This window comes from Salmonella enterica subsp. diarizonae, from assembly GCF_008692785.1.
GTDB lineage: Bacteria > Pseudomonadota > Gammaproteobacteria > Enterobacterales > Enterobacteriaceae > Salmonella > Salmonella diarizonae.
Genome location: NZ_VXJV01000001.1, coordinates 616,164 through 641,481 on the forward strand (window position 1 = coordinate 616,164; position 25,318 = coordinate 641,481).

Sequence of the window (25,318 nt, forward strand, 5' to 3'; positions counted from 1 at the left end):
GCGCGAATGCCAACTTGCCTGGTTCATGCTACGTCCATCTGCGGGATGAGAGACCGGGGGTTAACGCCTCTACAGTTACTTACGATGCCAATAGGCTGCCGCACGTACCAGGTGTGGATCAAACCCAATTTCAAAGCGCTGACTTAAACGTTTCACCGTCTTGCCTTCGCCAGTAATCCAGATGAAATAGTCTGATTCTGGTATTATCAGCTGCGACAGGCGCGTTTGTATTGCCTGTTCATCGCCGCCAACAACATACTCCACAGTCATGTCCGCCAAATGGGCGAGATAATCGCGATATGCCGCATCCTGAATGCTCACCAGCGCGGTTACTGCGGGACGTGCAGGCAGACGGCTAAGCGATTCCAGACGACGACGCAGCGCGGGCATACCGGACTCATCGCAGACATAAACCTGACAGCCATAGTCTTCCGGCACCACCAGCGACCCGCGCGGCCCGCCAATCGTCAGTATATCGCCTTCACGCGCTTCCATTGCCCAACGGCTGGCTACGCCGCCATCGTGGATAAAGAAATCCAGCGCCAGCTCGCGACGTGCCTCATCATACAGCGGCGTGTAATCCCTGGAGGTCGGACGAACACCCTCCCCCCAGATAATGCCTTCCTCAGTGACTGTCGGGGGCGTAAAGTGGCTGCCTGGCTCAGGAAAAAAGACTTTCGTGTGATCGTCAAAGCCCTGGGATGTGAAACCCTCCAGCGCCTCGCCGCCAAGTACGATCCGCTGAAATCCTGCGCTAATACGTTCTACCCGCAGAACGGTCAGCTCGCGAAAACGCAATTCATTACGAACACGCTGTGGATAGCGTACAGATGATGTCGTCATTTTTTGCCTTCGTAAAATAATACGATATATCTAAATTAAAGTTTTAAATGATAATGATTGTTAATCATGAAAAATGCAACTGTTTTTTGATAGTGTTCTTGCTGCGCTTCGTTACTCACCACTTAAAAAATAAATCGTTATAAATTAATAAATTATAATAAAAAACAATCTTAGCCTTGCTAAAAGCCAACACTTAGATATAAATTAGATATATCTAAATAAGCAGGAGGCAATGATGCAAAATCAACATGAAGGGTGCTGCAAAAACCGGGAGCATAAGCACGATGGCTGCTGTAAAGATCGGGAACATCAGCATGAAGGCTGCCATAGCGCGCATCAGCATGAGAACGCCAGTTGCGGCGGCGAACACCGTCACGGACACGGCTGCGGCCGTCATGAACGGGGCGGCGGCCGGCGTCAGAGATTTTTTGGCCACGGCGAACTTCGGCTGGTCATCCTTGATATCCTGACCCGGGACGCCAGCCACGGCTATGAACTGATTAAAGCGATAGAAAACCTGACGGGGGGCGGCTATACGCCAAGCGCCGGCGTGATCTACCCTACGCTGGATTTTTTACAGGACCAGCAATTTATCACTATTAGCGACGAAGAAGGCGGGCGGAAGAAAATCGCGATTACCGCGAAGGGCGAGCAATGGCTTGATGAAAATCGCGAACATCTGACGCATATTCAGACGCGGCTAAAAGCCCGTTGCGTCGGCATGGAGTTACGTAAAAATCCGCAGATGAAGCGGGCGCTGGATAACTTCAAGGCCGTGCTGGATCTGCGGATAAACCACAGCGATATCAACGACGCGCAAATCAAACGCATTATCGGCGTGATTGATCGCGCGGCGCTGGAGATCGCCGAACTGGATTAAGCAGGCTGCGCGTCCTCTTCCCGGACGCGGAACACGTTAACCAGCTCTTTTAAATGTAACGCCTGTTCGTTCAGCGACGCCGCGGCGGCAACAGACTCCTCCACAAGGCAGGAGTTTTGTTGCGTGGCGGCGTCAATCAGGCCAATCGCGCTGTTAATCTGCGAAATACCGTCAGTTTGCTCGCGGCTGGCCTGCCCAATCTCACGTAATATCACATCCATCTCTTCGACGTTGTCCACCATGCCATTAATCAGGGCGCTGGCTTTCTCCACCAGTTGCATACCTTCCTGGGTCTGACTGGTTGAATCTTCAATCAAATTACGGATTTCACTGGCCGACGAGGCGCTCTTTTGCGCCAACTGGCGAACCTCCCCCGCGACAACGGCAAAACCGCGCCCATGTTCGCCCGCGCGCGCCGCTTCAACCGCCGCGTTCAGTGCCAGAATATTGGTCTGAAAGGCAATGGAATCAATGATATTGATGATATCCGACATACGATTTGCCGTATCGTTAATGACGCGCATTTTCTGCGTCACTTGATTCATCATCTCACCGTTGTTTTTCACCACGCTGGCGGCGCCGGCAGAGAGTTTGGTCGCTTCACTGGTATGATCAGCCGTATTTTTAACCGTGGCGGTAATCTGTTCCATCGACGCCGCCGTTTCTTCAACTGAGCTGGCCTGCTCTTCCGTACGCGCCGCCAAATCCTGGTTACCGGCGACAATTTGCGCCGCCGCCGTGGAGATACTTTCCGAACCGTTTTGCACTTCCTGTACGATATCCAACAGACGCGTTTTCATCGCCATCAACGCTTGCAGTAGCACGCCCGTTTCATCTTTATAGTCGGTGGTGATATGGCGAGTCAGATCGCCATCGGCAATCGCCTCGGCAAAGCGTACCGCTTCATCAAGCGGTCGGGTAATGGAACGTACGATATACCATCCCATTACGCATCCGGCGGCGATGCTTATCAGCGCCAGGGTAATTAACAGCGTCCGGTTAGTTTTAAAATCTCCTTCGACCTGCACGCCCGCGTTGTGCATCTGCGCATCCTGAACGGCGATAAGCTCCTGAACTTTATCCTTATAGACCTTTTGCACCTGCACCGTTCTGGTCATCATCTCCTGAATGGCCGCCTGACGATTATGGCTTTGAATATCTTGCAAAATACGGAATCGGGACTCCAGGTATTGCTGGCGCGCTTCACGGATCTCGGTAATGATTTTCTGCGAAGCCGCATCGTGACGATTGCTGGAAAGCTCATCCAGTAGCGCCGTAATACGCTGGCTTATCTCATCCAGCTCTTTCTGCGAACTCTGGCTCCAGCGCCCCTCCTCATCCAGTAGCATGAGCTGCTGCGCGATGATGAAATCATTAAAATTATCGATTAACAGATTGGCTTTCACCGTGGTGGGATAATCATTGGTAATAATGTTCTGCATACCTGTATTAGCCCGATCAAGGCTAAACAAAGACAGAGCGGAACTCACTACCATGAGTACAATGAATAAACCAAAGGCAATAAATAATTTCGAACGTATTTTAATGTTATGCAAAAACATATTTTCTCCCTGGGATTGCATATCCTCATACAGGAAGGTTTATCGGCAAAAATGTTACTAACTTTATGATATTGATCGTTTTTTATTTCGGAACATTATTAGTAAATAAATTTTATCGATTACAGAAAAATGAGCCAATAGTGATATGAATTGACACTCATAATGAAAGAAATATGCTAAAAGGTTAACCATTTCTAATTAATTAACCAAGCTGGCACCTCTAAATAGGTAGACAGAAGAGAAAAAATAACAGTTATATTAAAATTTATTTACATGATTTTTAACGGTATATGTGACTGGTACTCTCTATGACGGCAGAAACCTTCCTCTATCAGAGCGCATCCGCCCGGTAGGCCTGTTGCTGCCGGGCGGACGTCAGTACGGCTGTCACCTGCAAATAAACTTAATGCAGCACCGTGACCGCATCCTCCAGCCGGCTGGCACGGTGTTTTACCATTGCCGACACTTGTGCGCTCTCTTCCACCAGCTCCGCATTTTTCTGGGTTATGCGGTTCAACTCATCCACTGCGCGGGTCAGGCTGGAGAGTCCATCTGTCTGTTCCAGCGTCGACTGACTGATGCGGGCAATAAGCTGGGTGACATTTTGCACCTGGGCTACAATGTCATCCATAGTACGACCTGCGGCGTGAACCTGCCCGGAGCCTGACTGCACCTTTGTTGCGCTGGCATCAATTAATTTACGAATATCGTTCGCCGCGTTAGCGCTGCGGCTGGCAAGATGGCGCACCTCGCCAGCAACCACTGCAAACCCTTTCCCCTGCTCGCCCGCTCTCGCCGCTTCTACCGCGGCATTCAGCGCCAGGATGTTCGTCTGAAAAGCGATATCGTTAATTAGCGTGGTGATCGTCCCGATACGTTGCGTACTGTTAGCGATATCATCCATCGTTTTAATGACTGTAGCCATCGCCTCGCCTCCCTGAGTCGCCGCGCTACTGGCCGCCATGGAAAGCTTATCCGCAGCGGAAGCCGTCTCGGAATTGAGCTTCACAGACTCCGCCATCTGGTTCATGGTCGTTACCGTTTCCTGAACATTCTCCACGGTCTGACGGGTGTGCTTATTCAGATCATCGTTACCCTTCGCCAGCCTTTCACTGCCGTTTCTGACGCTGGAGACCTGACTTGACACATCATTAATCAGCCAGCGGCACATCAAGCCAAGCTGCCCCACTGCCCTCAGCGTCAGCCCCAGCTCATCGCTACGATTAAGATGTTGTACGCTGTTGCGTTCACCGGTCGCCACTTTCAGCGCCTGCGTCGCCACATTTTCAATGGGACGCACAATTTGCCATTCAAACAGCGCCGTACCTGCCAGCATTGCCAACTCGCCTATCAGCAACGCCTGCCATGACGCATCCGTATAGAACATCGCCAACGCCAGCATCACTGCCATTAGCCCCATAATGCTACGTACTCGCCAGCGAACAGGCATAGCGGGCAGTTTGCCCAGCAAGCCCTGACGAACCACCAGTCCTTTATGAATACGTTTATTACACCGCCCTTCATTCAGCGCCTGATATAAAGGCTCGACGGCGGCAATCTCCTCATCCGTGGCGCGGGTACGAATCGACATATATCCCGTCATACGCCCTTCACGTATCATCGGTACTGCGTTGGCCCGTACCCAATAATGGTCGCCGTTTTTACGTCGGTTTTTCACAATGCCGCTCCACGGTTCTCCCTGTTTTAGGGTGTACCACATATCTGCGAAGGCAGCTTTTGGCATATCCGGATGGCGCACCAGATTATGTGGCTGCGCCAGCAACTCGTTTAACTGATAGCCGCTCACCTGGACAAAGGTGTCATTGGCGTGAGTGATATAGCTTTCCAGGTCGGTCGTAGACATCAAAGTGGTATCATCATCCAGCGGAGTATTTCGCTGGCTGACGTAGGGATGAGAAGACATGATAGCGTCCTGTGCAGGTTATCTGTATGTTAATTTTTCTCTCAAATGTTATTTCGGCGCTAATCTATTTATCTTTAGTTGTTAAAATTGACCTGGATCGCAATTTGCAATTAATCCTTAATATTTGTACGATTTTTACGTCATCCTGCGCATTATTTTCATTATGAAATTGTTTAGCGTGGGCAATCTTTTTCTTTAAAATCTGTCCTGGCTCACCTTTTTTTAACGCCGCCGCTAACGCAACAAAGCGTAAACCGTAAAACAAGATCTGCACAAAATGCATCCAATTGTTAATTAATGATATTAAATGTTGTTGAAAAGTGATTATTCCTGGTGTTTATCCTGATTTTCACTATGGACTTTGGCACGCGCTAATCCCTGCAATACTTAATTCAGTATCATGTGATACACGGCCCTCTGGAGCTCATTTTGAACAGGTTACCTTCCAGCGCATCGGCTTTGGCCTGTAGCGCGCACGCACTGAATCTCATTGAGAAGCGAACGCTAAACCATGAGGAAATGAAAGCACTAAATCGAGAGGTCATTGACTACTTTAAAGAGCATGTAAATCCTGGATTTCTGGAATACCGGAAATCTGTTACCGCCGGCGGGGATTACGGAGCCGTAGAGTGGCAAGCGGGCAGTTTAAATACGCTTGTCAACACCCAGGGGCAGGAGTTTATCGACTGTCTTGGAGGGTTTGGTATCTTTAACGTGGGGCACCGTAATCCTGTTGTGGTATCCGCCGTCCAGAATCAACTCGCAAAACAACCCCTCCACAGCCAGGAGTTACTTGACCCCTTGCGGGCGATGTTGGCAAAAACGCTGGCGGCGCTGACCCCGGGGAAACTCAAGTACAGCTTTTTCTGCAACAGCGGCACCGAATCCGTCGAAGCGGCGTTAAAACTGGCAAAAGCGTATCAGTCGCCGCGCGGCAGATTTACCTTCATCGCCACCAGCGGCGCATTCCACGGCAAATCCCTGGGCGCGCTCTCCGCCACGGCCAAATCCGCCTTCCGCAGACCCTTTATGCCTTTATTGCCGGGCTTCCGCCATGTGCCGTTTGGCAATATCGACGCTATGCGCATGGCATTTAGCGAAGGCAAAAAAACAGGTGACGAGATAGCAGCCGTGATTCTGGAGCCTATTCAGGGTGAAGGCGGCGTGATCCTGCCGCCGCAGGGATACCTGACAGAAGTACGTAAACTCTGCGATGAATTCGGCGCGCTGATGATTCTGGATGAAGTACAAACCGGCATGGGGCGTACCGGCAAGATGTTTGCCTGCGAGCACGAAAATGTGCAGCCTGATATTCTGTGTCTGGCTAAAGCCCTGGGCGGCGGCGTGATGCCGATTGGTGCTACCATCGCTACTGAAGAAGTGTTTTCGGTTCTGTTTGACAACCCTTTCCTGCATACCACCACCTTTGGTGGTAATCCGCTGGCTTGTGCTGCCGCGCTGGCGACCATTAACGTCCTGCTGGAGCAAAGCCTCCCGGCCCAGGCGGAACAAAAAGGCGATACGCTCCTGGATGGTTTTCGACAACTTGCGCGTGAGTATCCCAATCTGGTGCATGATGCGCGCGGCAAAGGCATGTTGATGGCCATTGAATTTGTCGATAACGAAACGGGCTACCGTTTTGCCAGTGAGATGTTCCGTCAACGCGTGCTGGTCGCCGGTACGCTGAATAATGCGAAAACAATTCGTATCGAACCACCGCTCACGCTAACTATTGAACTGTGCGAACAGGTATTGAAATCAGCGCGTAATGCGCTGGCGGCGATGCAGGTGAGCGTTGAAGAGGTTTAAAACCGATGCCGGATAACACTGTGCTTATCCGGCCTGTTTTCCCCGGGTCGCGGCCTCTTTTTTGAATCCCATCACAATCACCACATTCCCCTTTTCCCTTTTACCTCGTGACGGCTACAGTAGTAACTCATCCGACCACATAACAATAATTTTACATACTGGATATGCTTATGAGCTACCCATCGCTGTTCGCCCCGCTCGATCTGGGCTTTACTACTCTCAGAAACCGCGTGCTGATGGGATCGATGCACACGGGTCTGGAAGAACATCCTGATGGCGCAGAGCGCCTGGCGGCATTTTATGCCGAGCGCACGCGACACGGCGTAGCGTTAATCGTCACCGGCGGTATTGCGCCCGTCCCCTCCGGGGTAGTCATGACCGGCGGCGCGATGCTGAACGATGGCAGTCAATTAGCGCATCATCGCGTAGTGACCGATGCCGTACATGCGCAAGGTGGTAAAATCGCACTACAAATTTTACATACCGGGCGTTACAGCTATCAGCCACACCTGGTCGCGCCGTCGGCAATTCAGGCGCCAATCAACCGCTTTACGCCGCATGAACTGACGCATGATGAAATATTGCAGTTAATCGACGACTTCACGCATTGCGCGCAACTGGCGCGGGAAGCGGGCTACGACGGCGTAGAGGTGATGGGATCAGAGGGCTATCTGATTAATGAATTTCTCACGCGGCGGACTAACCATCGCGATGACGAATGGGGCGGTGAGTATGCCAACCGTATGCGCTTCGCGGTTGAGGTAGTACGCGCGGTACGCCAGCGAGTAGGGAACGACTTTATTATTATCTATCGCCTGTCGATGCTCGATCTGGTGGAAAATGGCGGCACGTTCGACGAAACGGTACAACTGGCGCAAGCCATTGAAGCCGCAGGCGCAACCCTTATTAATACCGGCATCGGCTGGCATGAGGCGCGAATTCCGACCATCGCCACGCCAGTACCGCGCGGCGCTTTTAGCTGGGTGACGCGTAAACTCAAAGGTCATGTGTCGGTTCCGCTGATCGCGACCAATCGCATTAACGATCCGCAGGTCGCCGAGGCGATTCTGGCGCGCGGTGACGCCGATATGGTGTCGATGGCGCGTCCCTTCCTTGCCGATGCCGAATTCCTGGCTAAAGCGCAATCCGGACGCGCAGATGAGATAAACACCTGTATCGGCTGTAATCAGGCCTGTCTGGATCGGATCTTCATCGGCAAAGTGACCTCCTGTCTGGTTAACCCGCGCGCCTGTCACGAAACCCAAATGCCGATAACGCCGGTCATACGCAAAAAGAACCTGGCCGTTGTCGGCGCAGGCCCGGCGGGGCTGGCTTTCGCGATTAACGCCGCGTCGCGCGGTCATCATGTCACGCTATTTGACGCCCATAGTGAAATTGGCGGTCAGTTTACTATCGCCAGGCAGATCCCCGGTAAAGAGGAGTTTTACGAAACGCTGCGCTACTACCGTCGAATGATCGATGTTACTGGCGTTACGCTGAAACTGAACCAACGGGTGAACGCAGAAGATCTTCAGCCGTTTGACGAAGCGATCCTCGCCTGCGGAATAGTACCGCGTCGCCCGCCGATAGACGGTATCGATCATCCGAAGACATTGACCTACCTGGAGGTATTGCGCGATAAAGCGCCGGTTGGTAAGCGAGTGGCGATCATCGGCTGCGGCGGGATCGGTTTTGACACGGCCATGTATCTGAGCCAGCACGGCGAATCCACCAGCCAAAATATTGCTGAATTTTGTACTGAATGGGGAATTGATACCAGCCTGCTACAGGCCGGCGGTCTGCGCCCGGAAGGCCCGCGCCTGACACGTAGTCCACGGCAAATCGTCATGCTGCAACGCAAAGCCGGTAAGCCCGGAGAAGGATTAGGCAAAACGACCGGCTGGCTCCATCGCGCGACGTTACTGGCGCGCGGCGTGAAAATGATCCCGGCGGTCAGTTACCAGAAGATCGACGACGACGGATTACATCTCTTGATCGGCGGCGAACCGCAGTTGCTGGAAGTGGATCATGTGGTGATCTGCGCCGGACAGGAACCCCGCCGCGAGCTGGCGGAACCGTTACGCGCCGCAGGTAAAACGGTACATCTTATTGGCGGATGCGATGTAGCGATGGAGCTGGATGCCCGGCGGGCGATTGCCCAGGGCACCCGACTGGCGCTGGAGATTTAACGACTTTTGCCCGATGGCGCATACGCTTACCGGGCCTACGCCGTCATACCGGTTGTAGACCGGATAAGACGCTTGAGCGCCTTATCGACGGCGTCCCTGCTTCACCGCTTTCAGAATGACAAATTTATTGTTGGTTGCTATCGTCGCGCAATTACCGAAAATCTTCTTCAACTTGTGGAAATAGTCCAGATGGCGGTTCGCCACAATATACAGTTCGCCGTTGATTTTCAGGCAGCGGCGGGCATGATGGAACATCTCCCAGGCGATATTATCGGTCAGCGCATGTTTCTGGTGGAACGGCGGGTTACAGAAAACGGCGTTAAAACGGAACGGCTCCACGCCGGAGAGCGCGTTGTTGATCATAAATTCGCAGCGTTCGAACGCTTCCGGCAGGTTCGTTTCTACATTCAAACGGCTGGAATCTACCGCCATCGGCGATTCATCGACAAATACCACGTTCGCCTGCGGATTTTTCGCCAGTAAGCTCAGGCCAATCACCCCGTTGCCGCAGCCGAGATCGACAATCTCCCCGTCGAGGTTTTCCGGCAGATGCTGCATAAAGAAGCGTGCGCCGATATCCAATCCGGTACGAGAAAATACATTCGCGTGGTTGTGAATCGTCCAGCCAGTATCTTCCAGTTTCCAGCTTAGCGTTTGCGGCGCAGCGGCCAGTTGCGGATTGCTGAAGGTACAGTTAATCAGACGCGCTTTCTTCCACGCCAGCGTCGTTGTGGTTGGACCCAGCACTTTTTCAAACAGTTCCAGCGTAGAGGTATGAATATCACGCGCTTTCGCGCCAGCGATAATACGCGTGTGCGCCGTAACCACCTTACGCAAAGCGCGTAACTGCTGTTCCAGCAACGCCAGTGTTTTCGGTACCTTAATCAATACAACGCCTGGCGCCTGCGGGTAGTCAGCGGTACTATCGAGAAACGTTACGCTGGACTCCGCGATGCCGTTATGGCGTAAATTCTCTCGCGTACCCAGTTCGCTTAAATACGAATCGCCAATACTGTATGGCGAATGCTCCGCCAGCGCGCAGCTTAGCGCGCCAAACGTATCATTCAGGATCAGCACCGGGCCGCGAATTTCCGTCTCATCCAGTTGTTGCAGCAGATATTCATCGGCCGCCTCCCACGCCAGAAGCGGGTTAACATCATCCGTTTGCGGAAAACGTTTCAGCGTCAGTGAACGGAAACCGTCGTCTACGTGGCTCATTGGGCCTCCTGAATGGTAAAATTGCGGCGTTATCCCTGAAAAGGGTGCGTGAGTATACACTTTTTATCAGCAACATGGAGCTTTGATGACCTCACTAACTTACCTTCAGGGGTATCCGGAACATCTCCTTGCCCAGGTGCGCACCTTAATCGCCGAGCAGCGCCTGGGAGCGGTGCTGGAAAAACGTTATCCCGGCGCACATGATTACGCCACTGACAAAGCGCTATATCACTATACTCAGGAGCTGAAAAGTCAGTTTCTGCGCAACGCGCCGCCCATCAATAAAGTGATGTATGACAGCAAGATCCATGTGCTGAAAAATGCGCTGGGGCTGCATACCGCCGTCTCGCGCGTTCAGGGCGGCAAGCTCAAGGCAAAGGCGGAGATCCGCATCGCCACCGTGTTTCGCAACGCCCCGGAGCCATTCTTACGGATGATTGTGATTCACGAACTGGCGCACCTGAAAGAGAAAGAGCATAGCAAAGCGTTTTATCAGCTCTGCTGCCATATGGAACCGCAGTACCATCAACTGGAGTTTGATACTCGCCTGTGGCTGACGCATCAGGCGCTGGCGTAACTATTGGGGCCGATAGCGCACACGGGTGCCCTTCTCGCCAGTAAAATGCCAGAGTGCGTCGCAGCGCACTGGCAAGGGCGGAAAGGCGTGCTACATTGACGAAAATCCCTTTCTGGAGTCCGCTGACGTTTATGATACGTTTCGCTGTAATTGGTACTAACTGGATCACGCGTCAGTTTGTCGACGCCGCCCATGAAACCGGCAAATTCAGGCTCGCCGCCGTTTACTCCCGTAGTCTTGAACAGGCGCAGTCTTTCGCAAATGATTATCCCGTCGAGCATCTGTTTACCTCGCTGGAAGCGATGGCGCAAAGCGACGCGATAGAGGCAGTTTATATCGCCAGCCCGAATTCCCTGCATTTCTCCCAGACGCAGCGCTTTTTGCAGCATAAAAAACATGTCATGTGCGAAAAGCCGCTGGCCTCTAACCTGGCGGAGGTTGATGCCGCTATCGCCTGCGCGCGCGATAACCAGCGGGTACTGTTTGAAGCCTTTAAAACCGCCTGCCTGCCCAATTTCCTGCTGCTGCGGGAATCGTTGCCGAAAATCGGCAGAATGCATAAAGCATTCCTAAATTACTGCCAGTACTCTTCACGTTATCAGCGCTATCTGAACGGTGAAAATCCGAATACGTTTAATCCGGCCTTCGCCAATGGTTCGATTATGGATATCGGGTATTACTGTCTGGCGTCGGCGATCGCGCTATGGGGCGAGCCGCGCAGCGTTCAGGCGTCGGCGAGTTTATTGGAAAGCGGGGTAGATGCGCACGGTGTCGTGGTCATGGATTACGGCGATTTTAGCGTCACGCTACAGCATTCCAAAGTCAGCGACTCGGTACTGGCCAGTGAAATTCAGGGCGAGGCGGGATCGCTGGTGATTGAAAAGCTGTCGGAATGCCAGAAAGTGTGTTTTGCGCCGCGCGGCGCGCTGATGCAGGATCTGACCCAGCCTCAGCATATTAATACTATGCTGTATGAGGCCGAGGCGTTTGCCCATCTTATTGAGAACCACGCCGTGGAACATTCGGGGTTGTCGCTAAGTCGCGCCACGGCAAAATGGCTGACAGAAATACGCCGTCAAACCGGGGTTATCTTCCCGGCGGACGGTCTGACCCATCCCCTTTCCGCGTAAAATTAAGTAAATCCTATGTTACAGGCCATTGACTCTACGCATGGCCTGTCATACTTTGTTACGCGCAAAGGGGAGTAACTTCATTGTCGGTCGATCGTCATTACGATGTGTGCAACACCACATCCGGTCACCGGGCAGCCATAAAGGAATGCGTCAGCGTATTCCTTTATTGTTGTAAGTGAGACCTTGCCGAATGGCAAGGTCTATGCATAAAAGCAGCGGCTAATGCTATTCGGCGTTAGCCGTTTTTTTTGCATGGGGAGAAATAATGAATACTGTCGGTACGCCATTATTATGGGGTGGATTCGCGGTTGTTGTGGTGATAATGCTATCCATCGACCTGTTATTGCAGGGGCGCCGCGGCGCACATGCTATGTCGATGAAACAAGCGGCGGGATGGTCAATCCTGTGGGTAACGCTCTCGTTACTGTTTAACGCCGCTTTCTGGTGGTATCTGGCTGAAACGCAAGGGCGCGAAGTTGCTGACCCGCAGGCATTGGCGTTCCTTACCGGCTATCTGATTGAGAAGTCGCTGGCCGTGGATAACGTCTTTGTCTGGCTGATGCTGTTTAGCTATTTCTCCGTCCCTCCGGCCCTGCAACGCCGGGTGCTGGTGTATGGGGTTCTTGGCGCGATTGTGTTGCGTACTATCATGATTTTTGCCGGTACCTGGCTTATCACCCAGTTCGAATGGCTGCTGTATGTGTTTGGCGCCTTCCTGCTGTTTACCGGCGTAAAAATGGCGCTGGCGAAAGAAGACGAATCCGGCATTGGCGAAAAACCGATGGTGCGTTGGCTGCGTGGGCATCTGCGCATGACTGATACGATCGAGAACGAGCACTTTTTCGTACGCAAAAACGGCCTGCTGTATGCTACGCCGCTGCTGCTGGTGCTGATTATGGTTGAGTTCAGCGATGTAATCTTCGCCGTTGACAGTATTCCGGCGATCTTTGCGGTCACCACCGACCCGTTCATCGTGTTGACCTCTAACCTGTTTGCTATCCTGGGCCTGCGCGCGATGTACTTCCTGCTATCCGGCGTGGCGGAACGTTTCTCGATGCTGAAATATGGTCTGGCGGTCATTCTGGTATTTATCGGCATTAAGATGCTGATCGTCGACTTCTATCATATTCCTATCGCAATTTCGCTGGGCGTAGTGTTTGGCATTCTGACCGTTACGCTGGTGATTAACGCCTGGGTTAACCATCAGCGCGATAAGAAACTGCGAGCGCAATAAGCTATTATCGGGGTAACCTGCCCCATCAAAAACGCCCGGCGGCGCACACTTGCCGGGCGTTTTTGTTTAACATGTCACAATACTGTTAATATAAAGTTATAAAACATGATCACAGCAAAAAATCCAGGATATTTCGCTTCCCGAACCTTCAACTTTCCTTATACTCAACCAGGCAAACACTTTGTTACATCCTGAAAGATGCGCCGTAAGAGCGTGCAGGGGATGAACAGCAACACAATACAAGGAACATGAAATGGCTACGCAACGTGCATCAGGGCTACTACAGCGTTTAGCGCAAGGCAGTCTGGTTAAACAAATTTTAGTGGGTCTGGTACTGGGAATTTTACTGGCATGGGTTTCTAAGCCTGCGGCGGAAGCGGTTGGCTTGCTTGGCACCCTGTTCGTCGGCGCCTTAAAAGCGGTCGCCCCCATTCTGGTGCTGATGCTGGTAATGGCCTCGATCGCCAACCACCAGCACGGTCAAAAAACCAATATTCGCCCTATTCTCTTTCTTTATCTGCTAGGCACCTTTTCAGCCGCGCTGGCGGCCGTCGTGTTCAGCTTCGCCTTCCCTTCAACGCTGCATCTGTCCAGCAGCGCTCAGGATATCGTGCCGCCATCCGGCATTGTAGAAGTCCTGCGTGGCCTGCTGCTGAGTATGGTGTCGAACCCCATCGACGCGCTGCTGAACGCCAACTATATTGGGATTCTGGTGTGGGCCGTCGGTCTGGGATTTGCCCTGCGTCATGGTAATGAGACCACCAAAAACCTCGTGAACGATATGTCCAACGCCGTGACCTTTATGGTGAAACTGGTGATCCGTTTCGCGCCAGTCGGTATCTTTGGCCTGGTTTCATCAACGCTTGCAACCACCGGTTTCTCCACGCTGTGGGGCTATGCGCACCTGCTGGTCGTCTTGATTGGCTGTATGATTCTGGTCGCGTTGGTGGTCAACCCGCTGTTAGTATTCTGGAAAATTCGTCGTAACCCTTATCCGCTGGTGTTCGCATGCCTGCGTGAAAGCGGCGTTTATGCCTTCTTTACCCGCAGCTCTGCCGCCAATATTCCGGTGAACATGGCGTTGTGCGAAAAACTGAATCTGGACAGGGATACTTACTCCGTTTCCATTCCGCTGGGCGCCACCATCAATATGGCCGGCGCGGCAATTACCATTACGGTTCTGACGTTGGCGGCAGTCCATACGTTAGGCGTACCGGTGGATCTGCCCACAGCGCTGCTGTTGAGCGTAGTGGCCTCGCTGTGTGCTTGCGGCGCCTCCGGCGTGGCAGGCGGTTCATTGTTACTGATTCCGCTGGCGTGCAACATGTTTGGTATCCCGAACGATATCGCGATGCAGGTGGTTGCGGTCGGCTTTATTATCGGCGTATTGCAGGATTCGTGTGAAACGGCGCTGAACTCGTCTACCGATGTTCTGTTCACTGCGGCAGCCTGCCAGGCAGAGGACGAACGTCTGGCGAATAACGCCTTGCGCAGCTAAGTTATTATTGATGCCGGATAGCGCGTGCTATCCGGCAGATCCGCTTGCCCGGCCTACGTTCGCAGATAAGACGCGTTAGCGTCGCCATCCGGCGCTTTTTATAAGGTGACACCACTCTTAAAGATCGCCAGCTCACGGAAGTCATTACGCTCGTTGCAGGTCTGCTTGCCGTTAGCAATCTTAACGATGGTATCGACAAACTCATTTAAGAGCTGCGGCATCGCTTTGCCCTGGATGAGTTGTCCGGCGTTAAAATCAATCCAGTGTTTTTTTCTGCTCGCCAGTTCGCTGTTGGTGGCGATTTTTACCGTGGGGACAAATCCGCCGTAGGGTGTTCCTCGCCCGGTACTGAATAGCACCATATGGCATCCCGCTCCTGCCAGCGCGCTGGTTGCCACGGCGTCGTTACCCGGCGCGCTTAACAGATTCAGACCCGCTTTTTTCAGACGTTCTCCGTAACGCAGCACATCCACCACCGGGCTGGAGCCCGCTTTTTGAGTGCAGCCCAACGACTTATCTTCCAGCGTGGTAATACCGCCTGCTTTGTTGCCCGGCGACGGGTTTTCATAGATTGGTTGGTTATGGGCGATGAAGTATCGCTTAAAGTCATTCACCATCGTCACCAATTTGCTAAATGTCTCTTCATCACGGCAGTGGCTCATCAGCAACCGTTCTGCGCCGAACATCTCCGGCACTTCCGTCAGTACTGTGGTGCCGCCGTTGGCAATCACATAATCGGAAAATCGTCCCAGCATTGGGTTGGCGGTGATCCCTGACAGCCCATCCGATCCGCCACACTCGAGGCCAAATTTCAGCTCGCTCAGTTTGCCAGGTACGCGTCTATCGTGGCGCATTACGCTATAAAGCTGATGAAGATGTTCAACGCCCGCCTCGACTTCATCATCCTGATGCTGGCAAACCATAAAATGCACGCGCTCAGAGTCAAACTCGCCTAACGTGTCGCGGAACACATCAACCTGATTATTCTCACAGCCCAGGCCAATCACTAACACCGCGCCCGCATTCGGATGGCGAACCATATTTTGCAGCATGGTGCGGGTATTAATGTGGTCATCGCCCAACTGAGAGCAGCCGTAAGTGTGGCTAAAAAGAAATACGCCGTCAGTGCCTTCTGCGTTGTCACTCTCTTGTAAAAAGCGCTTCTGGATCTGGCGCGCAATACCGTTTACGCAGCCTACGGTTGGCAAAATCCACAGCTCATTACGCACGCCAACGTCACCGCTGGCGCGACGATAGATCTGAACCTCCCGATCCGCAGGCTGTGACGGAGACGTCTGGAAATCAGGTTGATAGCGGTACGCATCCACATCGCTTAGATTGGTGCGGGTATTGTGCGCATGAATATGTTCTCCCACTGCGACATCCGCCAGCGTATGGCCGATCGGCAGACCATATTTAATGACATTTTCACCCATCGCTATGTCACGTAAAGAAAATTTATGTCCACGCGCAACATCCTGGCGTAATGTCACAGTTTGGCTATCGACGCTTACTGGCGTACCTTGCGCTAAATCGACCAGCGCTACCGCGACGTTATCCAGCGAGTGGATCCTGATGTATTGCATATCAACCCCAGACCTTAGTTCAGTTCAATGGCGAAATAATCACGCGCATTGTTAAAGCAAATATTTTTCACCATCTCACCCAGTAACTGGATATCAGCCGGCGCTTCGCCCGCGGCGACCCAGCGACCAATCATCTGGCAGAGGATGCGGCGGAAATACTCATGACGGGTGTAAGACAGGAAGCTGCGGCTATCGGTCAGCATACCGACGAAGCGGCTCAGCAAGCCCAGTTGCGCCAGTTGTGTCATCTGACGCTCCATGCCATCTTTCTGATCGTTGAACCACCAGCCGGAACCAAACTGCATTTTGCCGGGCATCCCTTCGCCCTGGAAATTGCCGATCATGGTGCCGATCACTTCGTTGTCGCGCGGGTTCAGGCAGTAGAGAATAGTTTTCGGCAGCAGATTCTGTTCGTTCTGCTTGCTGAGCAATTTAGATAACGCTTCCGCTATCGGACGGTCATTAATGGAGTCAAAGCCCACGTCCGGCCCCAGCAATGTGAACTGACGCAGGTTGTTATTACGCAGCGCGCCAATGTGGTACTGCTGAACCCAGCCGCGACGCGCATATTCAGCGCCAAGGAACACCAGCACTGCCGTTTTAAACTGCGCCACGTCGTGCTCGCTAAGGGTTTCTCCCGCCAGACGACGCGCCAGAATACCGTCCAGTTCAGCCTCGCTGGCTTCAGCGAACAGCACCACGTCCAGCGCATGATCAGAGACTTTACAGCCATGCGCAGCAAAGTAATCCAGACGTTTAGTCAGCGCGGTTTGCAGATCGCTAAAGCGACAAATGTCGGTATCCGCCGCCTCGCCCAGTTTGGTCATGTAATCACTAAAGGTTGCCAGTTCAATGTTGAACGCCTTATCCGGACGCCAGCTCGGCAACACTTTAATGTCAAAAGTGTCATCTTTCGCGATCGCGGCGTGGTGTTCCAGCGAATCGACAGGATCGTCGGTCGTACCTGCCATTTTCACATTCATCTGCCGCATGATACCGCGCGCGGAGAAAGCCTCCTGCGCCAACAGCGCGTTACACTGCTCCCAGATCTCATCCGCAGTAGCCGGAGACAGCAATGTACCAGTGATGCCAAACGGACGGCGTAGCTCCAGATGCGTCCAGTGGTATAACGGGTTGCCAATGGTATGCGGAACGGTAGCGGCCCAGGCGTTGAATTTCTCACGATCGGACGCATCGCCGGTACACAACCGCTCCGGCACGCCGTTGGTACGCATTGCGCGCCATTTGTAATGATCGCCTTTCAGCCAGATGTCATACAGATTCTTAAAACGGTAATTTTCGGCAACCTGTTGCGGCGGTAAGTGGCAATGGTAGTCGAAAATCGGCTGGTCTTTCGCATAATCATGGTACAGACGGCGGGCAAACTCAGTATCCAGTAAAAAATCTTCGGTCATAAACGGCGTCATGGTCATCATCCTCATCAACAAGAGCAGCAGATTGCTTATGTCTTGATGTTGTCAAAGTTATCACACCAATTTCCATATACTGAACAACTTTTCATGAGATAGATCAATAAACATCAACAAATAAATCCCCGTAAAAGAAATAAACTTCCCGGAAAGGCGCGCCAGAACTGGCATGGCTGAAACCAAATAATGACCACACTAAGATTCACGCATTTGTGATGTCATTCACCTTTTTAAGATGTATGACAAGTTATCTTTCTGCCGGCGCGATATATAAGCCGACGGAATGCGCAGTTATCGATGGCGTCACCATCGAATTGACCGGTACGGAAACCGAATGAACACAGTGGTTTGATGGCAGAGTCGGGGCGTACCGGATTTTTTTCCGATTCCCCTTCCTGAATGAACATCCCCCGCCGCGAGCAGGAAGATGGCCGTGTTCCTTGCGGAAATGACAAAACGATGAGGTTTTAGATGCGTAAAATTAAAGGGTTACGTTGGTATATGATAGCACTGGTGACGGTGGGTACCGTGCTGGGCTACCTGACACGAAACACGGTGGCGGCAGCAGCGCCGACGCTGATGGAAGAGTTACACATCTCCACCCAACAGTATTCTTATATCATCGCTGCTTATTCTGCTGCCTATACCGTTATGCAGCCTGTCGCAGGCTATGTATTAGATATTCTGGGGACAAAAATCGGTTACGCTTTCTTCGCTATCGCATGGGCCGTATTCTGCGGCGCCACCGCGCTGGCGGGAAGCTGGGGTGGCCTGGCGTTGGCGCGCGGGGCGGTAGGCGCGGCGGAAGCGGCGATGATCCCTGCGGGCCTGAAAGCCAGCTCCGAGTGGTTTCCGGCGAAAGAACGTTCTATCGCCGTGGGCTATTTTAACGTCGGTTCCTCTATTGGCGCGATGATTGCGCCACCGCTGGTGGTCTGGGCAATTGTCATGCACAGTTGGCAGATGGCGTTCATTATCTCCGGCGTATTGAGTTTCATCTGGGCGATGTCATGGCTGCTCTTTTATAAGCATCCTCGCAACCAGAAAAAGCTGACCGATGAAGAGCGCGATTACATTATTACTGGTCAGGAAGCGCAACATCAGACCGACAATGCGAAAAAAATGTCTGCCTTACAAATTCTGCGTAACCGCCAGTTCTGGGGCATCGCTCTGCCGCGTTTTCTGGCTGAACCGGCATGGGGAACCTTTAACGCGTGGATTCCGTTATTCATGTTTAAAGTCTATGGCTTTAACCTGAAAGAAATTGCGATGTTCGCCTGGATGCCGATGCTGTTTGCCGATCTTGGCTGCGTTATTGGCGGTTATCTGCCGCCGTTATTCCAGCGTTGGTTCGGCGTAAACCTGATTGTTTCCCGTAAGATGGTCGTCACGCTTGGCGCTCTGCTGATGATAGGCCCAGGGATGATTGGCCTGTTCACCAGTCCGTACATTGCCATTATGTTACTGTGTATCGGCGGTTTTGCGCACCAGGCGCTCTCCGGCGCGCTGATTACGCTCTCCTCTGACGTTTTCGGGCGTAATGAAGTCGCGACAGCGAACGGCCTGACCGGGATGTCCGCCTGGCTGGCAAGTACCCTGTTCGCCCTGGTCGTCGGCGCTCTGGCGGATACTATCGGCTTTAGCCCGCTGTTTGCTGTACTGGCGGTGTTCGATCTGCTCGGCGCGTTAGTTATCTGGACGGTTTTGCAAAATAAACCCGCCAGTGAAACTACCGCCAGTCAGATACATGTTCCTGCAACACAAAGCTGATTCCCGACAGCGTGATAACCTGTTGATATAGCAAGTCGGTGGGAATTATCCCACCCGGCAAAAAAGTGGCAAAGGATTCAAACAGGCATCCGATTCACCAGGTCCGATGGCTTTTTCGTATGGTTGCGAGTGGTGGCGCCTTTACGAAAGTGGTATAACAAATGGAATCTGCCGTATCATGCCTGGAGCGCATATGGAAATCACCGAACCACGACGTTTATATCAACAGCTTGCCGCCGATCTGAAGGCGCGTATTGAACAGGGTCTTTACCACCCTGGCGATAAACTGCCCGCAGAACGATTTATTGCCGAGGAAAAAAACGTCAGCCGTACCGTGGTTCGTGAAGCGATCATCATGCTGGAGGTGGAAGGATATGTCGAAGTCCGTAAAGGTTCCGGCATTCATGTTATTTCCAACCAGCCCAGACACTATATCGTTCCGGATGAAAAGCTGGAATTCGCCAATTATGGCCCTTTCGAACTGCTTCAGGCACGACAATTGATAGAGAGCAATATCGCCGAGTTCGCCGCGACGCAAGTCACGAAGCAAGACATCATGAAGCTGATGGAAATCCAGGAAAAAGCGCGTAATGAAAAATGTTTTCGCGACTCCGAATGGGATTTGCAATTCCATGTTCAGGTAGCGTTAGCCACGCAAAACTCCGCGTTGGCTGCCATTGTCGATAAGATGTGGACACAACGCGTACACAACCCTTACTGGAAAAAATTGCATGATCACATTGACTTGCGCACGGTTGACAACTGGTGCGACGATCACGACCAGATCCTGCGCGCGCTGATTCGTAAAGATCCTCACGCCGCCAAAGTGGCGATGTGGCAGCATCTGGAGAACACGAAACAGATGTTATTTAATGAAACCAGCGATGATTTCGAATTTAATGCCGATCGCTATCTGTTTGCCGAAAATCCGGTTGTACACCTTGATACCGTCTCTGGCGGCGCAAAATAACCGTTTTTACCGCAGCAGGCGTGTAGATGGCGTCTGCCGCGGCGCTTGGTCAGCGTAAAGTATAAAGTGTCAGCCTGTGTAAATCCTCTCGCCACCCTCCTTTGCGATAAGCAAAATCAAAGCTCAACGACGCGTAATTTCTTTAACGGACTTCGTTGACCTTTGTTACAATTAGATGCATTTTGAATTTTTGTGTGTTAGTGCTTGCTTACTTCACAACTTAACAAGGAATAGTTCAGGCCGCGAATTTGCCGTTTCCGCAACGCTGATAAAAACTCCAACTCTGTTGCGGTAGTGCAAAGCTTAGATCACCGGCGTGACGTTAACCGATTCTCCAGGAATACTGAATGGAACTACTGACTCAATTGCTGAATGCCCTGTGGGCTCAGGACTTTGAAACTCTGGCCAATCCTTCCATGATTGGCATGTTGTATTTTGTGTTATTTATGATTTTGTTCCTGGAAAATGGGCTGCTCCCTGCCGCCTTTTTACCTGGCGACAGCCTGTTAATCCTGGTCGGCGTGCTGATCGCCAAAGGCGCAATGGGTTTTCCACAAACCATTTTGCTGCTTACCGTCGCGGCCAGCCTGGGCTGCTGGGTTAGCTATATTCAGGGCCGCTGGCTGGGGAATACCCGCACCGTGCAAAACTGGCTCTCTCATCTCCCCGCACATTATCATCAACGTGCCCACCACCTTTTCCATAAACACGGTCTGTCGGCATTATTGATAGGCCGTTTTATCGCGTTTGTCAGAACACTGCTGCCCACTATTGCCGGCATATCCGGCCTGAATAACGCGCGCTTTCAGTTCTTCAACTGGATAAGCGGCTTGTTGTGGGTGCTTATCCTGACGTCGCTGGGCTATCTGCTGGGCAAAACGCCCGTCTTTATGAAATATGAAGATCAGTTAATGTCATGCCTGATGCTGTTGCCCGTGGTGCTGCTCTTTTTTGGCCTGGCGGGTTCGCTGGTCATGCTGTGGAAAAAGAAGTATGGGAGCCGGGGATAACTTATGCTTAAAACACGCATAACTGCCCGACAACTCATTTGGATCAGCGCTTTTCTACTGATGCTGACCGTACTCATGGTGGCGTGGTCAACGCTGCGTCAGCAAGAGTCGACGCTAGCCATTCGCGCGGTTAACCACGGCGCCAGTATGCCTGACGGCTTTTCAGTTCTGCATCATCTGGATGCGAACGGCATTCATTTTAAAAGCATTACGCCTAAAAATGACATGCTGCTCATTACCTTCGATTCCCCTGCGCAAAGCGCCGCAGCAAAAGCGGTGCTTGATCAAACGCTTCCACACGGTTATGTCGTCGCTCAGCAGGACGATGACAACGAAACGGTACAGTGGCTGTCCCGCTTACGGGAAAGCTCACACCGCTTTGGCTAATCTCCAGGAATCCGAATCATATCACTCACTTTGGTGATTTCATTGTTTAATGACTATGATTAATAAAGCGGTGTTTAACCCACTGCGTTATTATCGGGATTACCGCCCCGGACAACGGGTCCGAACATAAGGGAAAGTTCAGGAATGAAATACCACATCGCTTTGGCTATCACGCTTTTTACGCTTAGCGCCGGCAGCTACGCTAATACGCTTTGTCAGGAAAAAGAGCAGGATATACAAAAGGAAATTAGCTACGCTGAAAAGCACAACAATCAGCGCCGTATTGAGGGTCTGAACAAGGCGCTCAGCGAAGTACGCGCCAATTGTACTGACAGCAAGCTACGCGCCGAGCATCAGAAAAAGATCGCTGAGCAAAAAGAGGAGATAGCCGAACGCCAACGTGATTTAGCCGAGGCAAAAGCAAAAGGCGATGTGGATAAAATAGACAAACGTGAACGTAAGCTGGCCGAGGCTCAGGATGAGCTAAAAAAACTTGAGGCCAGAGACTACTAAATTAACGCCAAATGTAAATACTCACTCACCTGGAGAAAACTATGTCGAAAGATAACACTACGGAACATCTGCGCGCTGAGTTGAAATCCCTGACTGATACGCTTGAAGAAGTGCTGAGCTCTTCGGGCGAAAAGTCGAAAGAAGAGTTGAGTAAGATTCGTAGCAAAGCCGAGCGCGCGCTGAAAGAGAGCCGTTACCGCCTGGGCGAAACGGGTGATGTGATTGCCAAACAGACTCGCGTCGCCGCCGCCCGCGCCGATGATTATGTGCGCGAAAATCCCTGGACAGGCGTAGGCATTGGCGCCGCTGTCGGTCTGGTGTTGGGCGTACTGCTGACGCGTCGTTAATTATGGCGGACTCTCGACAGGCACAAGGACCAGGCAAAAGCGTACTGGGTATCGGGCAGCGGATTGTCACCATTATCGTTGAGATGGTGGAAACCCGGCTGCGACTGGCGGTAGTAGAACTGGAAGAAGAGAAAGCGAACCTCTTTCAGCTTTTGCTGATGGTAGGTCTTACCATGCTCTTCGCTGCGTTTGGCTTAATGAGCCTGATGGTCCTGGTCATCTGGGCTATTGATCCTCAGTACCGTTTGAACGCGATGATCGCGACCACCGTTGTGCTGTTAGTGCTTGCGCTAATCGGCGGCATCTGGACGTTACGCAAAGCGCGTCAGTCCACGCTATTGCGCCATACACGGCACGAACTGGCTAACGATCGGCAAATTCTGGAGGACGATCAGTCGTGAGCAGCAAAGGCGAACGCGAAAAACGTAAAGCGCTGCTTCTCAGTCAGATCCAGCAGCAACGGTTGGATCTATCGGCCAGCCGTCGCGACTGGCTGGAGACCACCGGCGCTTACGATCGCGGCTGGAATACCGTGTTAAGCCTGCGCTCCTGGGCGCTGGTCGGTAGCAGCGTAATGGCCATCTGGACCATCCGTCATCCTAATATGTTGGTACGCTGGGCGAAACGCGGCCTGGGGATCTGGAGCGCATGGCGCCTGGTAAAAACTACCCTCCGTCAACAACAGCTCCGCGGTTAATGTCTTTTCTTTTATAGCATCGCGCCATCAGGTTATCACCCGCTTACTCCTGATGGCGCGATACTTTCAGACACCTCGTCTCTTCAGTAATCACTCAAATTTTTTGAAAAAATTTGGCAGTTTTCCTTGCTAACAATTCCTGTACGCCACGTTTATGATTCTCTCCAGCGATAACAATGACGCTCTACACCGCGCCATTGCTCATGAAAATAGCAGCAGCAGCCGAATCGGCCTCCTGGAGAATAAAATGAAAAAATTAGAAGATGTTGGTGTACTGATAGCGCGTATTTTAATGCCAGTTCTGTTTATTACCGCAGGATGGGGAAAAATTAATGGCTATGCGGGCACACAACAGTATATGGAAGCGATGGGCGTACCGGGATTCCTGCTGCCGCTCACCATACTGCTTGAGTTCGGCGGCGGTCTGGCGATTCTGCTGGGGTTCCTCACCCGAACCACTGCGCTTTTTACCGCTGGTTTTACGTTGCTGACGGCATTGATCTTCCATAGCAATTTTGCAGAAGGCGTAAACTCGCTGATGTTTATGAAAAACCTGACCATTGCCGGCGGATTCTTATTACTGGCGTTAACCGGGCCTGGCACGTTCAGCCTTGACCGTCTGCTGAATAAAAAGTGGTAAGCAATCTATACTCAATTAAAAAAGCGAGGGAATAGCGCCTCGCTTTTGTCATCTGAAGGAGAGAGACATGGGACAACTGATCGATGGCGTCTGGCACGACACCTGGTATGACACCAAATCTTCCGGGGGGAAATTTCAGCGTTCAGCGTCGGCTTTCCGCAACTGGCTTACCGCTGACGGCGCGCCCGGACCTTCCGGCGAAGGCGGATTCGCCGCAGAAAAAGATCGTTACCATCTGTACGTTTCCCTTGCCTGTCCCTGGGCGCACCGCACGCTCATTTTCCGTAAACTGAAAGGCCTGGAGCCGTTTATTCCGGTTTCCGTCGTGAATCCATTGATGCTGGAAAACGGCTGGACGTTTGATGATGATTTTCCGGCGGCCACCGGCGATACACTCTATCAGCATGAATTTCTCTACCAGTTGTATCTGCACGCCGATCCGCACTACAGCGGCCGCGTCACCGTGCCGGTCTTATGGGATAAAAAGAATCATACTATCGTCAGCAACGAGTCCGCCGAAATCATTCGTATGTTTAACTCCGCCTTCGATGGGCTGGGCGCTAAAGCCGGAGATTACTATCCACCCGCGCTACAAAGCAAAATTGACGAGTTAAACGCCTGGATTTATGACAGCGTTAATAACGGCGTTTATAAAGCAGGCTTCGCCACCAGCCAGCAAGCGTATGATGAAGCGGTAGAAAAGGTGTTTACTGCGCTGGCGCGCCTGGAGCAGATTCTCGGACAGCATCGCTATCTGACGGGCAACCAGTTGACCGAGGCGGATATCCGCTTATGGACGACCCTGGTACGCTTTGATCCGGTTTACGTGACTCATTTCAAATGCGACAAATACCGAATCAGCGACTACCTGAATCTGTATGGTTTCCTACGCGATATCTATCAAATACCGGGCATTGCTGAGACCGTTAATTTTGACCATATTCGTCACCACTATTTCCGTAGCCATAAAACGATTAACCCCACAGGTATCATTTCTATCGGACCGTGGCAGGATCTGCTCGAACCTCACGGGCGCGACGTGCGCTTTGGCTAATTTCAGGCGTCCTCCAGGACGCCTTATTAATTAATATCACAAATATT

At 52.1% G+C, this 25,318-nt stretch carries 23 protein-coding genes; 17 read left to right on the top strand and 6 right to left on the bottom strand.

The annotated features are described in order from the left end of the window. Positions 1-75 precede the first annotated feature (75 nt). The gene (locus tag F4V72_RS03000; RefSeq protein ID WP_023246582.1) at positions 76-843 is read right to left on the bottom strand and encodes a siderophore-interacting protein; all 768 of its coding nucleotides are present in this window, start codon (positions 841-843) and stop codon (positions 76-78) included. 232 nt (positions 844-1,075) lie between these two features. Here F4V72_RS03000 and F4V72_RS03005 point away from each other — a divergent pair, with 232 nt between their 5' ends. Further along, entirely contained in the window at positions 1,076-1,723 is a 648-nt protein-coding gene (locus F4V72_RS03005; protein WP_088733696.1) for a PadR family transcriptional regulator, read from the top strand. On the opposite strand, the gene F4V72_RS03010 is transcribed toward F4V72_RS03005, so the two are convergent. Together F4V72_RS03010 and F4V72_RS03015 are read right to left on the bottom strand one after the other, a co-directional pair. After that, positions 1,720-3,285, bottom strand: coding sequence for a methyl-accepting chemotaxis protein (locus F4V72_RS03010; protein ID WP_023246584.1), 1,566 nt, complete (start codon positions 3,283-3,285; stop codon positions 1,720-1,722). The two genes, F4V72_RS03005 and F4V72_RS03010, sit on opposite strands and share 4 nt — an antisense overlap. Positions 3,286-3,688: 403 nt before the next feature. Beyond that, the gene (locus tag F4V72_RS03015) at positions 3,689-5,209 is read right to left on the bottom strand and encodes a methyl-accepting chemotaxis protein (RefSeq protein ID WP_053528760.1); all 1,521 of its coding nucleotides are present in this window, start codon (positions 5,207-5,209) and stop codon (positions 3,689-3,691) included. A 429-nt stretch (positions 5,210-5,638) separates the two neighbouring features. Between F4V72_RS03015 and ygjG the strand changes: the two genes are divergently transcribed. Next, positions 5,639-7,018, top strand: a complete 1,380-nt coding sequence (gene ygjG / locus F4V72_RS03020; protein WP_077918405.1) for a putrescine aminotransferase — start codon at positions 5,639-5,641, stop codon at positions 7,016-7,018. 170 nt (positions 7,019-7,188) lie between these two features. Then, positions 7,189-9,207 (top strand): FAD-dependent oxidoreductase, encoded by a 2,019-nt coding sequence (locus F4V72_RS03025; RefSeq protein WP_136057990.1) that lies wholly within the window; start codon positions 7,189-7,191, stop codon positions 9,205-9,207. A gap of 81 nt (positions 9,208-9,288) precedes the next feature. Here the strand turns inward: F4V72_RS03025 and rlmG are convergent, their stop codons facing one another. After that, complete coding sequence (gene rlmG / locus F4V72_RS03030) at positions 9,289-10,425, bottom strand: 23S rRNA (guanine(1835)-N(2))-methyltransferase RlmG (protein ID WP_023246589.1); 1,137 nt, start codon at positions 10,423-10,425, stop codon at positions 9,289-9,291. An 85-nt stretch (positions 10,426-10,510) separates the two neighbouring features. Between rlmG and F4V72_RS03035 the strand changes: the two genes are divergently transcribed. From F4V72_RS03035 to sstT, 4 genes are all read left to right on the top strand, one after another. Beyond that, positions 10,511-11,002, top strand: a complete 492-nt coding sequence (locus F4V72_RS03035; RefSeq protein WP_023246590.1) for a M48 metallopeptidase family protein — start codon at positions 10,511-10,513, stop codon at positions 11,000-11,002. Positions 11,003-11,133: 131 nt separating this feature from the next. Beyond that, positions 11,134-12,132, top strand: a complete 999-nt coding sequence (locus F4V72_RS03040) for a Gfo/Idh/MocA family protein (RefSeq protein WP_023246591.1) — start codon at positions 11,134-11,136, stop codon at positions 12,130-12,132. Positions 12,133-12,400: 268 nt separating this feature from the next. Then, entirely contained in the window at positions 12,401-13,369 is a 969-nt protein-coding gene (locus tag F4V72_RS03045) for a TerC family protein (RefSeq protein WP_001098835.1), read from the top strand. Positions 13,370-13,622: 253 nt separating this feature from the next. Beyond that, entirely contained in the window at positions 13,623-14,867 is a 1,245-nt protein-coding gene (gene sstT / locus F4V72_RS03050) for a serine/threonine transporter SstT (protein ID WP_136057989.1), read from the top strand. A gap of 98 nt (positions 14,868-14,965) precedes the next feature. On the opposite strand, the gene F4V72_RS03055 is transcribed toward sstT, so the two are convergent. Both F4V72_RS03055 and uxaC read right to left on the bottom strand, forming a co-directional pair. Continuing rightward, a complete protein-coding gene (locus tag F4V72_RS03055) occupies positions 14,966-16,453 on the bottom strand; it encodes a UxaA family hydrolase (RefSeq protein ID WP_063390840.1) in 1,488 nt (495 codons plus the stop codon). Positions 16,454-16,467: 14 nt separating this feature from the next. Beyond that, the gene (uxaC, locus tag F4V72_RS03060; RefSeq protein WP_053508243.1) at positions 16,468-17,880 is read right to left on the bottom strand and encodes a glucuronate isomerase; all 1,413 of its coding nucleotides are present in this window, start codon (positions 17,878-17,880) and stop codon (positions 16,468-16,470) included. Between the two features lie 474 nt (positions 17,881-18,354). Between uxaC and F4V72_RS03065 the strand changes: the two genes are divergently transcribed. The 10 genes from F4V72_RS03065 (at position 18,355) to F4V72_RS03110 (ending at position 25,271) form a co-directional block, all read left to right on the top strand. Further along, positions 18,355-19,653 (top strand): MFS transporter, encoded by a 1,299-nt coding sequence (locus F4V72_RS03065; protein WP_063390842.1) that lies wholly within the window; start codon positions 18,355-18,357, stop codon positions 19,651-19,653. A 193-nt stretch (positions 19,654-19,846) separates the two neighbouring features. Beyond that, positions 19,847-20,623 (top strand): transcriptional regulator ExuR, encoded by a 777-nt coding sequence (gene exuR / locus F4V72_RS03070; RefSeq protein ID WP_023246597.1) that lies wholly within the window; start codon positions 19,847-19,849, stop codon positions 20,621-20,623. A gap of 347 nt (positions 20,624-20,970) precedes the next feature. Then, positions 20,971-21,633 carry a DedA family general envelope maintenance protein YqjA gene (gene yqjA, locus F4V72_RS03075; protein ID WP_023246598.1) on the top strand — a complete coding sequence of 221 codons (663 nt, stop codon included), beginning with the start codon at positions 20,971-20,973 and terminating at the stop codon, positions 21,631-21,633. Between the two features lie 3 nt (positions 21,634-21,636). Continuing rightward, positions 21,637-22,020, top strand: a complete 384-nt coding sequence (mzrA, locus tag F4V72_RS03080; RefSeq protein ID WP_053508244.1) for an EnvZ/OmpR regulon moderator MzrA — start codon at positions 21,637-21,639, stop codon at positions 22,018-22,020. A 144-nt stretch (positions 22,021-22,164) separates the two neighbouring features. Then, positions 22,165-22,533, top strand: coding sequence for a DUF1090 domain-containing protein (locus F4V72_RS03085; RefSeq protein WP_023246600.1), 369 nt, complete (start codon positions 22,165-22,167; stop codon positions 22,531-22,533). A gap of 41 nt (positions 22,534-22,574) precedes the next feature. Beyond that, a complete protein-coding gene (locus tag F4V72_RS03090; RefSeq protein WP_000031219.1) occupies positions 22,575-22,880 on the top strand; it encodes a DUF883 family protein in 306 nt (101 codons plus the stop codon). A 2-nt stretch (positions 22,881-22,882) separates the two neighbouring features. Continuing rightward, on the top strand, positions 22,883-23,281 hold the full coding sequence (locus tag F4V72_RS03095) for a phage holin family protein (RefSeq protein ID WP_000785626.1): 399 nt from the start codon (positions 22,883-22,885) through the stop codon (positions 23,279-23,281). Then, complete coding sequence (locus F4V72_RS03100; protein WP_000095496.1) at positions 23,278-23,577, top strand: YqjK-like family protein; 300 nt, start codon at positions 23,278-23,280, stop codon at positions 23,575-23,577. The genes F4V72_RS03095 and F4V72_RS03100 overlap by 4 nt, the downstream gene beginning before the upstream one ends. Positions 23,578-23,824: 247 nt before the next feature. Continuing rightward, entirely contained in the window at positions 23,825-24,217 is a 393-nt protein-coding gene (locus F4V72_RS03105) for a DoxX family protein (protein WP_023246601.1), read from the top strand. A gap of 67 nt (positions 24,218-24,284) precedes the next feature. After that, positions 24,285-25,271: a glutathione S-transferase family protein gene (locus tag F4V72_RS03110; protein ID WP_023246602.1), complete on the top strand. Its 987-nt coding sequence runs from the start codon at positions 24,285-24,287 to the stop codon at positions 25,269-25,271. Positions 25,272-25,318 lie beyond the last annotated feature (47 nt).